Origin of the sequence: Serratia sp. CY81684, assembly GCF_052166595.1 — a bacterium.
Classification (GTDB): domain Bacteria; phylum Pseudomonadota; class Gammaproteobacteria; order Enterobacterales; family Enterobacteriaceae; genus Serratia; species Serratia nematodiphila.
The window spans coordinates 48,394-63,558 of sequence record NZ_JBJNOO010000002.1 but is presented as its reverse complement, the minus strand read 5'-3'; the positions used below and the strand labels follow the sequence as shown (position 1 = coordinate 63,558).

Sequence of the window (15,165 nt, the reverse complement as noted above, 5' to 3'; positions counted from 1 at the left end):
GAAGCGGTGGTGAAACGCTATCGCGAGCGCATGGCCGCCGACGGCAAACTGGCCAACCTGCTGTTCGTCACGCCGGATTACTACGAGGAGCGGCCTAAAGGCTGCATGGGCGGTTGGGGTGCCATCTTCATGAGCGTGACGCCGGAAGGCATGGCGTTACCCTGCCACAGCGCCCGTCAGTTGCCGATTACGTTTCCGTCGGTGCTGGAGCACGATCTGCAGCATATCTGGTACCACTCCTTCGGCTTTAACCGCTATCGCGGCTATGACTGGATGCCGGAGCCCTGCCGGTCCTGTTCGGAGAAAGAGCAAGACTACGGCGGCTGCCGCTGCCAGGCGTTCATGCTGACCGGCAACGCCGACAACGCCGACCCGGTGTGCGGCAAGTCGCCGCACCACGGCACCATTCTGGCGGCGCGTGAAGCGGCGAATCGCTCGCAGATCGGTATCGATCAGCTGCGCTTTCGCAATCAGACCAACTCCCGACTGATCTTCAAGGGCTGACGATGACACTCGCCACCTCATGGCAGCTCGATAACGGTTTGGCCGTCAGGGCGATAAGCACCCCGGCCGCTGAGGGCGCCGCCGCGCTGGTGTGCATCGAAGCGGGCAGCTTTCAGGCGCCTGCCTCCTGGCCCGGCCTGGCGCATCTGCTGGAGCATATGCTGTTTCGCGGCAGCGCGAACTTCAGCGCGCAAGATGGGCTGATGGGCTGGACGCAGGCGGCCGGCGGCCGGCTAAACGCCACCACCCAGGCCACGCAAACCGCGTTTTTCTTTGAAGTGGGCGCTGACCCTCTGGCGGAGGGGTTGGCTCGGCTGAGCGATATGCTCGCCGCCCCGCAGCTGGCGGCTGAGGCAATCGCCCAGGAGATCGAGGTCATCGACGCCGAATACCGCCTGCTGCGCGCCGACGGTGAAACCCGCTGCGAAGCGGCGCAGCGGCAGATGTTCAGCGGCATTGACGCGCTGCATCGCTTTCATATCGGCAGCCGCGCCGCTTTCGGCAGCGATATTTCCGCATTGCAGCAGGCGTTGCGGCAGTTTCACCACCATTATTACCGCGCACCGAACATGACGCTGTGGCTGCAAGGCCCGCAATCACTCGAGCAGCTGCATGCGCTGGCACAGCGCTACGGTGGCGGCTTGCCGTCGGGCAGCGCCACGCCGCCCGAGACATTGCCGCCGCTGGCCGCCGGACAAGATTACACGCTGTCTCTTCCCGGCGCGCCGCAGCTGCGGCTGGTGTTTGCCCTGCCGCACTGCCGTTCACGCGGCTGGCTGCGACGGCTTGAGCGTTTATTGCTGGACGATGCCCCTGGCGGGCTGCTGGCACGGCTGCGCGCGCACGCGTGGGGCGACGCCGTTCGTCTGGATTATGCCCGCTGCGGCGAAAACAGCGCCCTGCTGAGTTTTATTTTCACCGTCAATCACGGCTCGGCGTCTGAGGCCGCCCATATCGAAAGCGCCTTGCTGGCATGGCTGCAGGCGCTGAACGCGCTGACACCGGGCCAGCTTGCGCATTTCGGGCAACTGGCGAACCGCGATTTTCACCGTTTGGCGCCGCTCGATCAGCTGCGGGCCAGGGCATTGGGGCTGCCGCCGACGGAACAGCATGACGACTGGACACGGCAACTCGCTATGCTGATGGCAGCGCCGCGCCGCCGCCTGGCCGTGCTGCCCGAGGGGGGCGGTGAAACGCGCGAAATCCAAGGGCTGCCGCTGACCCTTGGCCCCTTCGTCGGCGCCGTGCTGACGCCTACAGTGGAGCCTTTCCGCTTTTTCTCCGCTTCGGCGGCGCTGCCGATACCGCCCTTGCCGGCCGGCCAGGCGCCGCTGCAGCATCTACGTTCCGGCGAGGCGCAGCCGGTGCTGTTGCTGCGCCCATCGTCGCATGGCGCACTCAGCGAAGAACAGGCCTGTGGTTTGCAGGCGGCATTGCGCCCAGGAGCGGCCGAGTTAGCGCATCGGGAGGGACATTTAAGCGTCGAACGCCACCAGGGTGTGTGGCTGCTGCAGCTGGCGGGCAGTCACGGGCTGATCTGCCACGGTCTGAACGTCGTGAACCGGGCTCTGGCGACGCAGCCGCCGGCCGTCATCAACGAGGCGGCGAGAAACCTGCGCCACGCGCAGTTAAAACAACAAAACGATATCGCCATTCGCCGCCTGTCAGCCCAATTGCCGGCGGCGTTGAACGTCTCTACGGCAACGGCGCCACACTGGCATGCCACCCTTGTCGGCGGCGATGGCGAGTTAAAACGGCGGCTGTCACATTTGCTGTATGACTTCCCCTACGCCATAACGGCTGAGCCGCAAACGCCGCCGCGTTTACATCCTCCTGTCACGCTGACGGAAAGCGGCGCCGAACACGCTTTGCTGCAGTTTTACCCGCTGCAAAGCGATGAGGCCGAAGGCCGCTGGGCGCTGCGCGTGCTGGCCCGGCTTTACGCGCCGCGCTATTTTCAACGGCTGCGCGTGGAACGCAACGTGGGCTACGTGGTGCAATGTGCCTTCCACCGCTGCACCCATGCCGAAGGCCTGCTGTTCGCGCTGCAATCCCCGACGTTCACCGCGGAACAGCTGCGGCAGTTAACCGACGAATTCTTGCAGCAGATGCATCATGAGCTGAAGCACGTTAGCGTTGGTGAGCTGGAGCAAACGCAACAGGCGCTGCAACAAAACTTGCAACGCCTCAGCGCCGAGCCGTTGCAACGCGCGCGGGAGATTGCGTTGGAAAATCGCGCGACCATTGCTGCCGCTGCGCCAATCACGCTGACACAACTGTTGCACTGGCAGCAGCGGCTGTTCGTTGCCGGCTGATATTGCGCCGGTGTCCACCCGACGCAATATAAACGCAGCAAGACAACGAATAACCAAGGGAACGATATCTCAGAAAATCGTGAGCGGAGCGACGTGAAACGTGATGACCGCGTTCAGAAGCGCCGGCCGAGGCCGAGGGATAAGAAGGCGTTGTTGGCTAGTTATTTCTCTTCAAGATCTTCCCTGTCTCAGCCCAGATTTGACTACGGTAATGATCGTCTTCCTGAGAGAAGAAAAGTACGGTTAGCCCATCCTTGTCCAACAGCGCAATGCCATCGGGGGCGGGACGCCATGCGGCAGGCTCTTGCGGCAATACGTCGGGCGTGCAATCAGACAAGAATTTCAGGCTATAGCCGCCAGCCGAATCCACACTTTCCGTGTTGAGCTGCACAACACAAGATTTTGATTTATCACTGACCGTCCACTGCCCGGATAGCGTTTCGGCGGAAGGTAAAACCAGGCTGCTTGCCATAGAGACTCCTGAAAACAAGAATATTATTCCGACAAGAATAAATTTATACATAGGTGGCCCATGTGAAACGGTGGGCATCATCGCCCACCGTTGCCATTTTAAACGATAAAATCAACAGCGACGTCAGCCTGTCCAACGATGTGCACCAGGAAGTCTGGATTTGCACCGCCCTGGATGTTGAAGGCCAGTTCACTCAGATTGTTCTGGCTATCATAGGACAATAGCGCCTCACCGGCCTGCCCGCTGAAATGATCGACGAACTGAATGAAATCACTGCCTTTATCGCCTTGGTTGAAGAAGGACAGATCGATCTTGTCCTTGCCTGACTCAAAGTCCCAAATTGTATCAGGTGCCTGAACAGGCGAGTCATTAAGATCAGAGAAGACAAAAATGTCATTACCGTCTCCTCCCCATAATTGATCCTGACCAGCCCCGCCGTAAATAACATCATTGCCGGCGCCGCCTTTGAGCGTATTGTCTGCGTGATTCCCAACGATGATGTCATTACCTGAGCCCCCTATCGCGTTTTCGATGGTGACACCGGCAGCGATGGAAACATTCCCTTTTAATCCCCCGACGTCGGAGAAAGCGCCTTCGTTCAAGTTGATACGTTGATTTTGGCTATACCCCGAGAAATCAAGGGTATCATTACCACCTGCATCCCAGACAGACATCACCAGCTTGTCGTGGCTGCCATTGAGTGTATAGAAGTCTCGGTCTGTATTTGAATTAAACCCGTAAACGGTGTCGCCGGTTCGGGTGGTCATGTTGGCACCGTAAAGATGTTGGATGGCCGCGATATCATCAACCAGCGGTGCAGCGGCATAGTAGTGGCCATGATCCGCATCGGTAATGGATTCATTCCAGTAACTCATTACGCTAAACTGCCGGGTATCTTCGGCGTAAACTGCCTTGGTATAATTTGGGCTTCCTTGCCCCGCATTATACGTTCCCGGATGATCTAACCCGAGAGTATGGCCAACTTCGTGGGTAATGGTTAAACGGCCGTAATTACCCAGCTCAGGATGCAAGTTTTCAGAATGGTTCTTAATATTATACCAACTTTGCCCATCAGAATTGTATCCTCTGTAGTCATTGCCATTATATGAGAATGGTTTCAAGGCATACGCTTGCCCTTTCCCCTCATAATTCCCAAAAGTAATATTGGAAGGTTGATCCGATGCCACTTCGACAAACTTTAGGTTGGCAACATCGGCCCAGGATTGCAAAGATAACTTCGCCTGTTCTTGTTGATGTTGCGTGAACGCACTTAGCCCCGTATCGCGTTCTGAGGAGCGGTGGCCCAGATTCAGTTCGTTATATTCCCAATCCGGGAATGAATAGGTCACCGTCGCATCTTTGCCCGTGACGTGAACGCCATTCCAGGTTTTATCGCTGCGCGCTATCTGCAACCCCGCATCATTTATGTCATAGGACGGTTTATTATTGATCGTCAAACCATTCCCGCGCTCATGGTAGTGAATAAGATCGTTAACACTGTCCCAACCTGTTTTGTTTCCATTCATGGTATTACCCATAGCTTTCTCCACAAAGAAGCTAGTATTAATATGACATCCGAAATGTCTCTTGGGGTTAATCAAAGTCCTGAGAATAGCGGTAACCCGATACGCCCCATTCTTTTTGCCAATTCCTTTACAGCCAGAGAGTAAATTTAATTTTAACCGCCCGAGGCCTCCTTACCTATGATTGAGAACGTATGCAACTCCGTGAGATCGCGATATATCCGCGAAAAATGCGTGGAAATAATAGACCGCCTTGATCCGGCCATGGCTTAATACTGAGATCTGCTGGTTGAGGCTAAGTGAAGATGCCGCCCAAGAGGCCTGATGACAGCGGCCGTTCGATACATTGTCTCGTTGCCAGAGACCACAGCAGACGTGGTCTCGTGTTATGAACGTTGCCTGTCATCCGAACCGCTACCTGGGGATCATTACGTGAATGCATTTGCGACACCATCCAGTTTTGCTAATGATTATCATTCGCGAGGCTATCTCACACGTCAGCAAAGTGTCAACAGATGAAACAAAACATTTCTTGATTTATATCATCACTTTTCTCGTCATCGCCCGGGAGCCGTGCTTTGGCGCCTGTTAAAACGTGCATAAAATGGTGAGCATCACCGCCATAAGCGAGGATTTCTTCAGCATTGGTGCATAGCGCAAGCAAAATGCCGAGCGCAACAACAGCATGGCAGCTAAACATTTCGCCACATTGAAACATCAATATTGATTACTTTTTCAGACAGTAAAACATCGTGGTCGGAGCACTTATTTTTCGATGCAATATAAGAGAGGCTTATAAATAACAGGAGTATTCCTAATGCGTTCTTGCGTAATCTATTTCATGCTACCAGGCTGGTTCTTAGCCGCGCCCGCTGGCTATTCCCATTTTCATTGGCAATGACTATATTGAAAGAGGCTCTGCTATAGAGCAAGAATATGGGTAATTTTCCGAGGAAATACCGCATGACCCTGTTGCCCAAGCAGAGTAATAACAAAAATCCGATTGATCTCTATAGCGAAATCGTAGACGACTTGCCGGGTCTGATTTGCTTCGGCAACCGCCTTGGCGGTTACTTCAATAAGCAGTGGCGCGACTATACCGGCGCCATCGCCGGTGAGCACGCCGCCGCAGACTGGCTCGATGCACTGCATCCCGACGATCGCGATCGCCTGGCCGCGCAATGGCGCCAGGCGATCGTTGCCCTCTCCTCGTTCGCCGGCGAAGCCCGTCTGCGCGAGCGCAGCGGCGCCTACCGGTGGTTTATGCTGGCGTTTAACGCCCGTCAGGACGGCATGGCGCAGGAGCCCAGCTGGTACCTCACCGCCACCGACATCCATCCGCAAATGCTGCAACGCCAGCAAAACGTTCAGGCGCTCTCTATCCAGCAAGACATGCTAGACGCCAGCGTCGACTGCATCAAAGTGATCAATCACGACGGCACGCTGCGCCACATGAATCGCTCCGGCAGCCTGGCGCTCGGTCTTGATCCGGCGCAAAAAGAGTTTGGCATGCCCTGGCTGGGGCTGCTGTCCCCCGAGATCCGTCGCCGCGGCAGCAAGGCGCTGCGCAACGTCAGAGCCGGAAAAAATGCGCGCTTCACCGGATTGAGCGTGACGCCGCAGGGTAAAAAACAGCACTGGGACAACATTCTCACACCGGTCAGCGATGAACACGGCGCCGTGGCCGAGATCTTGTGCGTTTCGCGCGACGTGACGTCGCAACGCGTGATGGAACAACGTCTGTTGCTCGCCAGCGAATATGACGAATTGACCGGCCTGCCCAACCGGCGCTTATTCAAGAAAAAGCTGAAGCAAGAGATGAAGCGCGCCCTGCACGGCAAAAAGTCGCTTGGGCTGATGCTGCTGGATCTTGACCACTTCAAGCTGGTGAACGACACGCTGGGCCACGCGGCGGGCGACCATCTGCTGCGGGTCTTGGGTAAAAGGCTCAGCGCCTGCATGAATGCGCATTCGTTCGTCTCCCGCCTCGGCGGCGACGAGTTCGCCGTGGTGATCAGCGATGTCGAAAACGAGCAGGATATTTTCCGCATCGCCAACAAGTTTCTGCTGCAGTTGGAGACGCCGATCACCCACGGCGGCAAGACGCTGCATTGCGGCATGAGCATCGGCGGCGCCATCTATCCCAAAGACGCTCGCGACGCTTCGGAGCTGATGAAATGCGCCGATACCGCGTTGTATGAACTGAAAGACGGCGGCCGCGGCGGCGTCTACATGTTCGATCGCAAGATGATGGACAAAGCCCGCGCCCGCGCCAGCCAGCTCAACTACGCGCGCCAGATCGTGCGCGACAACTGCATCCGCCCCAGCTACCAACCGAAAGTCTGCCTGATCGACGGCAGCATCGTCGGCTTTGAAGCGCTGCTGCGCTGGCACTGCCCGCAAAACGGCGTACAGCTGCCGGCGACGGTAAGCGAGGCGTTCAACGACTACGAATTGGCAACCAAAATCAGCGAAGCCATGCAGCTGAAAGTCTTCGCCGATATCGCCCGCTGGCGCGCGGCCGGCGTGGCGGTGCGGCCTATTTCGCTGAATGTGTCGCCGATCGAGTTTTTACGCGACAACTACGCCGAAACCTTCCTGCAACGCCTGCTGAAGTTCCACATTCCCCATCACCTGATCGAACTGGAAGTGACCGAACACGCGTTCAACAAGCACGGTTCGAAATACGTACTGCGCGCGCTGCAAATGCTCAAAGAGATGGGTATCCGCATCGCGCTGGACGACTTTGGCACCGGCCACTCCTCATTCAGCCATATCATGGATTACCCGCTGGACTGCATTAAGCTGGACTGCGACTTTATTCAACGCATGAACACCGAACCGGCGATCCTGGCGATCGTGGAAAGCATCGGCATTCTCGGTCAAAAACTGTCGATCGATATCATCGCCGAAGGCGTGGAAACCGAGCAGCAGCGCCAAACGCTGTGCGAAGCCGGTTTCCATATCGGCCAGGGTTTTCTGTTCAGCCCGGCGGTGGAGTCCCAGCAGGTGCCGACGCTGCTGCAGGCGATACTTCAGCCTGCCGAAGGCGGCATGGCGAATCGTTAAATCGGCATCGCATGCCCCACATTCGGGGGGTTGATCCCCCCTCTTTTCCTCTGCTTGTTTCACGCCTCCCGCACCGGAATATTTGTGAGAGCCCTCACAAAGCATAAACGTATCTTTACATTTTTGAACGGTTAAGCTTCCGTTCTGTCAGATTTGAGTGTATTCCAGAGCGTCAAAACGATTCTTTTTCCACTCAATTGGGAACGTTACCGGAGACTTGTTAAGAAATAGTTAATTTAAATCAATGCACTACAAATAATAGCAGGAGGTACTGCGATGCACGAAAGGCAAGAGAAGAATGCAATGTTCATTTCGTTCGATGCCGTCTCGGTCTCGGGGATCACGGTGGAAGCAATGAAGATTGCCAAACGACTGCAAGCCTGTGGATTTCGCTCTTATCTTGATCTGGGATACGACATCAAGATTGATAAGGGAAACTTTAATAAACCCTATCAGCATGAGCATGACATCTACCGCGATGTCTTTACGCTGGTCCGCCTGGACGACATCACGTCGATTCCAGATTACCACCCCGCCTTTCTCGACTACGCACACGCGGCGTTGATCGGCCAGAAAACGCCCATTGACGAGCAAGAAAAAGCCGCTTTGTTGCATACCATCGCGTTGACGGCGCGGCAGCTGGCGGATCGCCTCGTCGCCCAATGGGAAGCGCTCGCAGTCAGCCATGTGGTGGTGGAAAACGGCACGCTGCCGGAAAACATCATCTATACCAAAGCGCTGTATCTGGCGATCGAAGATTATGGCCGACGTTATCGACTGACGCGTTTCGTCATCTGGCGCGATCATGACCTGATGTGGAACAGCGAAAAAAAGGTGCTCAAATACGGCCCGCCACCTTATTCTCACGCCATCAAACCTATCCCTTCAAAATACATTACCTATGTCACGCTCAATCACGATCTGAAGCAAAAGCTGGAGGCCTGGTGCAATCATGATGTCCATGTCGAGGTAAAGAAAAATACCTATGACTTCTCGGACAGTCACGAAAGAACGAATGTCAGAAAGCAGATGAATATTCGCGATAATGATCTTCTCATTGCCAGAACCACCCGCATCATCCCTCAGAAAAGATTGGACCGCGATATTATGCTGATCAGCCGGCTTAATGATTTATTTATCCGCGACCACAACACTCGACGCGCCTATTTGGCGATCGCCGGCAATGAATATGAAAACCCGTCATGTTATCTGCAACTCGCCAAATTGGCGCAGGAACTGAATGTTCTCCCCTATGTCAAATTCGTCGGCATGCTTCCCCATGTCGATATGCGCTCGGAAAACGACGCGTTTTGCATAGAGGACCTCTATCACTCTTGCGACCTGGTCTCTTTTCTCACCTCGTATGATTATGATAGCTATGGCAATCCTATCGGTGAAGCGATCAGTTGCCGCCGTTGCTATATCACCACTCGCTACGAATATTATCACGAAGTCTACGGCCGGCATGGGTTTGAAGCGCCCGTCATGCCGATCTCCGAGTTACAGGATGGGCCGCCGAACGACGAATTCATCCAGGAAGTCTACCGGTTCATTAATAACAAGGAGCAGATGAAGCGCGTGGCGGAAAAGAATTACGCGCTGGGCAAGCGAATTTTATCCAACAACGTCATGGAGTTCTTAAATATCAGCTAATCATCGAATAACGTGACATTTCATTTTCAGACAAGCCATTTCTAACTGTGGACTTTTATTAGCCCTTGGAGGATCTATGCGTGATACTGTTTTTGTGTCTGTCGTACTACCCGTTTATAATGAAAGCGACCGTATTGAGGCGGTTTTACTTTCGCTGTTCAATCAGCACACCAAGAATGAATTAATCACCCACGACACTTACGAACTGATTGTCGTTGATAACAACTCCACCGATGATTCCGTCGCTAAAATAAACGCGTTTAGTGAAAGGCATCCGGCTATGGCCATTCATGTTATCGCCGAAACGGTGCAGGGTGTCTCCTCGGCCAGAAAACGCGGCATGGACTATGCGTCGCTGCGTTCTAAAGCCCGCGACAGCCGGCTGGGAAATAAACGCAAGCACTATATCGTTTCCGCCGATGCCGATTGCACCGTGGATGCATTTTGGCTTTACGAGCTGGTGAATACCATGATCGAGCAACAAGGCGACCTGGGCACCTGCAACTATTACTACCCTCCCGCAGAGTTTGAGCACCGCCCCAACCTGTTCCGCGAGATCCAAAAAACGCTGCGTCTGCGCGAATTTTCGTTCTCCCTGTTCGGCGGCTTCCCCGATGGCAAAGGGTTCGGGGTGGAGCGCAGCCTGTATGACGCGGTAGGCGGCATCGAAATCTTCTACCAGCTCAACCATGGCCGCTTTGTCGAACACCTGTCCGACGACTGGGACTTCGGCATTAAGGTCATCGCCTACGGCGGCAAGCCGGTTTACGCTCGCCATGCTTACGTTGAGATCAACAGCCGCCGGGTGGACACCATTCTCGATGAGGTGATCAACGGCATCGCCTACGGCAAGGACGGCATCATTATCATGAAGGACGTCCGGCCGGACGTTGAGCGGCAGAAAACCGCGCTGGCGGACGCCACACCGGCGGAGGCGAAACTGGCCTGGGACTACTCGGTCAAGGATTACACGCCAAAGAATATCTTACTGCCGGTGCTGCTCAATCCGTATCTGCTGTTGGAAAACAGCGAAGTGCGCGATTTCTTCTCCGGTTCGCTGGCCGACAGCCTCTACCGCCGCATTCACGAGCTGAAACACGAGATGCGCATCATCGATTTCAAACCGATCCATGCCTACAAAACCCCCGCCTATCGGCTCTACCTCGAATTTCGCGATGCGCTGTTTGCCGCCATGCGGCGCGCCGTCGGTGACGATATCGGCTTCCCGCCCGCATTGCCGGCCTGCTTCGATACGATCAAAGACGAGGATTTCACCCGCTTTGTTTATTACTTCTGTGAAGACCGCGAGTCCGGCGAAGCCCACAACTATTTCGGCAACGGAGGGGTATTCTGATGAACGACGAAGCTTTGCACTCATTGCTGGATATCGATGAAAACTATCCCACGCCGCGGGTGAACGCGTTCCTGGCGCAACCGGAAAACCGGGCCTTTCTGGAGTACGTCCATAAGGATCCGTTCGGCTGTCACGTGTTCCCCGGCGATCTCGTCGACTACCCGCTGGCCGCGTTTTTTGCCGATATGGAGGCCGACATTCGCCAGGCGGGCAAAATCCACCTCTGGGCCTATATCCCGACCTGCCGCTATCGCTGCCATTTTTGTCAGTACCCCACGGTGATCCTCAATCCCAAGGCGCCCGCCTCTCAGGCGGTATTCCGCGATTTGGTCGATTTCAACATCAAGGAGGCGCAAATGTGGCTGGCGCGCGTGCCCAGCCTGGCCGAAGTGGAAATCGGTGAATTCAACGTCTTTGGCGGCACGCCGTCCTTGCTGCCGGAGCCGGAACTGCGCCGCATGATGGCCTTCTACTTCAGCCACTTTAACTTCGCCAACGCCACCCTGCGCTTCGAAGGGGAGCCCGGCACCCTGAACAAAGCCTATCTGGCGCTGCTGAAAGAGCTCGGCTTCAGCAAAATCAGTTTCGGCACCCAATCCTTCAATGACGACATCATCACCGCCTGCGGGCGCATGCACTCGGCCGAAGAGTGTGTGGAGACCATTCATCACGCGCGCGCGCTCGGCATTGATTGGGTCAGCGTGGATCTCATTTACGGCATGCTGGGCCAAAGCGTGGACGACGTGAAATACGACATGGAAAAAGCCCTCGAGCTGAATCTGTCGCACGTCGTCTGCACCAAGCTGCACATGGATGAGTTTATTAAAAATCGCACCGGCGTCTCGGGCGAGCGCGAAAGCCTGTGGCAGAAAAAGGGGCTGATCAGCATCAACAACCTGCGCTTCCCTGGGCTGGGCAAACAGTACCAAATGCGCGAGCTGGTCGAGAACTACCTGAATGGCGGCTATACCGAACACCCCACCATGTACTTTCACCGCAATGACCAACAGCCGGAAAAGTGGAAAGCGCTCATCACCGATCTCGACAAGCAGTATCCGGAAGTGGCGATCGGTTTGGGCGGCAGCTCCAAATCGACGCGATCCGAAGCCATCAACATCACCGGCTACAAGAAGTACAAGGAAGCGCTCAACCAAGACCGCCTGCCCATCGAGGAAAGCCGCGGCTTCTCCCCGATCCAGCGTGAAGTGAACGCCTTCAAAATGGCGCTCTCCACCTTGCTGCCGGTGGACGATCGGGTGTTTAAACGGCGCTTTGACGGCAACAGCCTGTTTGCCAACCCGGTCATCCGCCGCACGTTGAAAATCCTGGTAGATAAAGCGCTGGTCACCGTCGATGGTCCGTGCGTGACGCTCACGCCCATCGGCGTCACGCTGGTCGAAGCCATTATCAATACCCAATTTTCCGCCGCATTCGCCAATCAGGAGTGAAAGATGACGACGATAGTCTCCGATCCCAAACCGGTATTCAGCTTCTATTACATCGGCATCGATACCGAAGCCGGCGTCACGCCACAACAGTTTGAAACCTTCGTGCGCGAACAAGGCGTGCATATCCCCTGTTATCCCGGCTGGCGCTGGACGTTGCTACGCGGCCTGCGCGGCGAACGCGTCGGGCAATACCTGATGCTGTACGAGATTGACAGCGCCGAGCAGCGCGATCGTTACGTCACCGCCACCGGGCAGCGAACGGCGCACGCGCACGAATTCTGGCGGCGGCATGCCGCCGCGCAGGAAATCCTCGCCGAGTGGCGAAAACTGGGCACCTACAGCCTGCTGCCGACGCTGTTCAGCGATTATCGCCTGCTGGCTGAGAACAGAAAAAGCGACGTGCCGCCCGGCCCGCGCTACCGGGAACGGCCGGGCGAACCGCCCGAGGCGCGCATTATCGGCATCCACAATCTGGCGCTGCGCGAAGGCGTGACCCCGGCGCAATTCGAACGCTTTATCGCCGAAAATCACCATCGCATTGAGGATTATCCGGGTTGGAAGTTTCACTTGCTGAAGGGAGAGCGCGGCAATCGGCTCGACCAGTACGCGGTGATGATGGAAATCGTCAGCCTGGCGGCGCTGGACGTGTTCTATCCGGAGCCCGATATCGCCACCGCCGAAGCGGCAACCTTCGCCAAAGCGCATCGCGACACCAAGCAAATGTATGAAGAGTGGAAGCAACTGGCGTCATTTTCCGGTTCACCGCAGATTTATACCGATTATCTGTCCGTCGCACAGAGCCGATCGTCATGATGCTGCCTTGGCTAACCGGCGAGGCCGCAGAGAATCATCGCCGGCAAATCGCCACCCGAGCGATCTTCTTCCTCGCCGGGTTGGGCATGGCTGCCTGGGCGCCGTTGATCCCTTTCGTGAAAGCGCGATTGGGCATCGATGACGGCGCGCTCGGTTTGCTGCTGTTTTGCCTCGCCGCCGGCTCCATGGCGATCATGCCCTTCGCCGGTTATCTGATCGCCAAACTGGGGTGCCGCGCCGTGTTGCTGGGCGCTGGCGCCTTGCTGTGCATCGACTTGCCGCTGTTGGCGTTACTCGATGCTCCGCTGTTGATGGGGGCGGCATTGGGGGTATTTGGCGCCGTCAACGGCATCATGGATGTGGCGATGAACTCACAGGCGATAATCGTCGAGCGGGAGAGCGGCCAGGCGAAAATGTCCGGTTTTCATGGCTTCTACAGCCTTGGCGGCATTGCCGGCGCCGGCGGCGTCAGTCTGTTGCTGCTGGCGGGCCTCGCCCCGGCCCAGGCCATCGGCCTGATCGCCCTCCTCATCGCGATCCTGCTGCTGATCGTCGCCGGCGATTTACTGGCGCACGGCGGCATCGGCGAGCGGCGACGGGGCGGCGCGCGGTGGGCGCTGGCCCACGGCAAGATCCTGTTTATCGCCCTGCTCTGTTTCTTCGTGTTCCTGACCGAGGGGGCGATGCTCGACTGGTCGGCATTATTCCTGCATGCCGAGCGCGGCGTGGCCAAATCGCAGGCGGGGATCGGGTTCACGCTGTACGCCGTCGCCGTGGCCTGCGGGCGGCTGTATGGCGACAGGCTGATCGGCGCCGTCGGGCGCTTCCGCACTCTGCTGCTCGGCAGCCTGTGCGCTGCGGCAGGCGTGCTGTTGACCGTCACCGTCCCTCTGGCATCGGCCGCCTTTGGCGGGTTGATGCTCGCCGGCCTGGGCATCGCCAACATCGTTCCCATTCTGTTCAACGCCGTCGGCAATCAAAAACAGGTGCCGCCTGGCCAGGCGTTTCCGGCCGTGACGCTGGTCGGCTATCTCGGCTTATTAACCGGCCCGGCGCTGATCGGTTTTATCGCCAATTACACCAGCCTGGCCCTGGCGTTCGGCTGCACGCTGCTGTGCCTGTTGCTGGTCAGCATCAGCGCCAAAGCCGTGACGAACACATCTCACTAACTTAACTTGCGAGGATCGTTTAATGCATGCATCAACCACGCCGGTTTTCTCCCTGCACTACGTGGGAATCAACCTGAAACGGGGCGTCGCCTCGGATCGTTTCGAAGCGTTCGTTCGCCGTAAAGGCGTCGCCATCCCGGCCTATCCCGGCTGGCGATGGACGCTGCTGCGCGGCCTGCGCGGCGAGCGTGAAAATCAGTACCTGATGGTTTATCAGGCTAAAGACGCCGCCACCTACGCGCGCTATATCGACGGCAACGGCGAGCTGACCGACGAGGCGCACGCCTTTTGGCGGCAGCGTCCGGAGGCCGCCGCGCTGATTGAGGAGTGGAAAACCTTCGCGACCTTCGCCGAACTGCCGACCCTTTACACCTGTTACCGCCTGGTGGCCGAGAATAGCCGCAGTTCATTGCCGCCCGGCCCCAATTACCGCAGCGAACCGGGGAAGGAAAACATTCAGCGAGTCATCGGCATTCATAACCTGGCGCTTAAAGCGGGCGTCTCGCCCGAGCAGTTTGAACGGTTCATTATCGACAACATCCACCGCGTGGAAGACTACCCGGGCTGGAAGTTTCACCTGCTGAAGGGCCAGAGCGGCAATCGGCTGGACCAATACGCGGTGATGCTGATCATTGAAAGTCTGGCGTCGCTCAACGCGTTCCATCCGGAGCTCGATGTCTCAACCGAGCAAGCGCTCAGGTTCGTGGCCGAGCATCAGGACACCGAACGCATGTACGACGAGTGGAAAACACTGGCGTCGTTCTCCGGCGCGCCGCAAATCTACACGGATTACCTGGCGATTGGCGGCAACGAGAATGACGCCCATCCGGCGTAAACCGCGCGGC

11 protein-coding genes are annotated in these 15,165 nt (G+C 56.9%); 9 read left to right on the top strand and 2 right to left on the bottom strand.

The window, feature by feature from the left end; translation table 11 throughout:
* Positions 1-504: SPASM domain-containing protein (locus tag ACJ8QF_RS07820; protein ID WP_442537159.1), on the top strand; the 504-nt coding region annotated here is incomplete at its 5' end.
* 2 nt (positions 505-506) lie between these two features.
* Positions 507-2,819, top strand: a complete 2,313-nt coding sequence (gene pqqF / locus ACJ8QF_RS07815; protein ID WP_004928497.1) for a pyrroloquinoline quinone biosynthesis protein PqqF — start codon at positions 507-509, stop codon at positions 2,817-2,819.
* 157 nt (positions 2,820-2,976) lie between these two features.
* Here pqqF and ACJ8QF_RS07810 read toward each other — a convergent pair whose 3' ends face one another.
* On the bottom strand, positions 2,977-3,291 hold the full coding sequence (locus tag ACJ8QF_RS07810) for an AprI/Inh family metalloprotease inhibitor (protein ID WP_004928502.1): 315 nt from the start codon (positions 3,289-3,291) through the stop codon (positions 2,977-2,979).
* Positions 3,292-3,389: 98 nt separating this feature from the next.
* Positions 3,390-4,829 carry a serralysin family metalloprotease gene (locus tag ACJ8QF_RS07805; RefSeq protein WP_004928505.1) on the bottom strand — a complete coding sequence of 480 codons (1,440 nt, stop codon included), beginning with the start codon at positions 4,827-4,829 and terminating at the stop codon, positions 3,390-3,392.
* Between the two features lie 948 nt (positions 4,830-5,777).
* Between ACJ8QF_RS07805 and ACJ8QF_RS07800 the strand changes: the two genes are divergently transcribed.
* The 7 genes from ACJ8QF_RS07800 to ACJ8QF_RS07770 all read left to right on the top strand — a co-directional run bounded on the left by ACJ8QF_RS07800 (position 5,778) and on the right by ACJ8QF_RS07770 (position 15,155).
* Complete coding sequence (locus ACJ8QF_RS07800) at positions 5,778-7,883, top strand: putative bifunctional diguanylate cyclase/phosphodiesterase (protein WP_131164200.1); 2,106 nt, start codon at positions 5,778-5,780, stop codon at positions 7,881-7,883.
* Between the two features lie 276 nt (positions 7,884-8,159).
* Complete coding sequence (locus ACJ8QF_RS07795; RefSeq protein ID WP_033645489.1) at positions 8,160-9,536, top strand: glycosyl transferase family 2; 1,377 nt, start codon at positions 8,160-8,162, stop codon at positions 9,534-9,536.
* Between the two features lie 76 nt (positions 9,537-9,612).
* Positions 9,613-10,890, top strand: coding sequence for a glycosyltransferase family 2 protein (locus ACJ8QF_RS07790; protein WP_031299974.1), 1,278 nt, complete (start codon positions 9,613-9,615; stop codon positions 10,888-10,890).
* Positions 10,890-12,338: a radical SAM protein gene (locus ACJ8QF_RS07785; protein WP_049188827.1), complete on the top strand. Its 1,449-nt coding sequence runs from the start codon at positions 10,890-10,892 to the stop codon at positions 12,336-12,338. The genes ACJ8QF_RS07790 and ACJ8QF_RS07785 overlap by 1 nt, the downstream gene beginning before the upstream one ends.
* A 3-nt stretch (positions 12,339-12,341) precedes the next feature.
* Positions 12,342-13,151, top strand: coding sequence for a hypothetical protein (locus tag ACJ8QF_RS07780; RefSeq protein ID WP_049188829.1), 810 nt, complete (start codon positions 12,342-12,344; stop codon positions 13,149-13,151).
* Entirely contained in the window at positions 13,148-14,320 is a 1,173-nt protein-coding gene (locus tag ACJ8QF_RS07775; RefSeq protein WP_044031248.1) for an MFS transporter, read from the top strand. Before ACJ8QF_RS07780 ends, ACJ8QF_RS07775 begins: the two co-directional genes overlap by 4 nt.
* 22 nt (positions 14,321-14,342) lie before the next feature.
* Entirely contained in the window at positions 14,343-15,155 is an 813-nt protein-coding gene (locus ACJ8QF_RS07770; RefSeq protein WP_004928526.1) for a hypothetical protein, read from the top strand.
* The last annotated feature ends 10 nt before the right edge of the window (positions 15,156-15,165 follow it).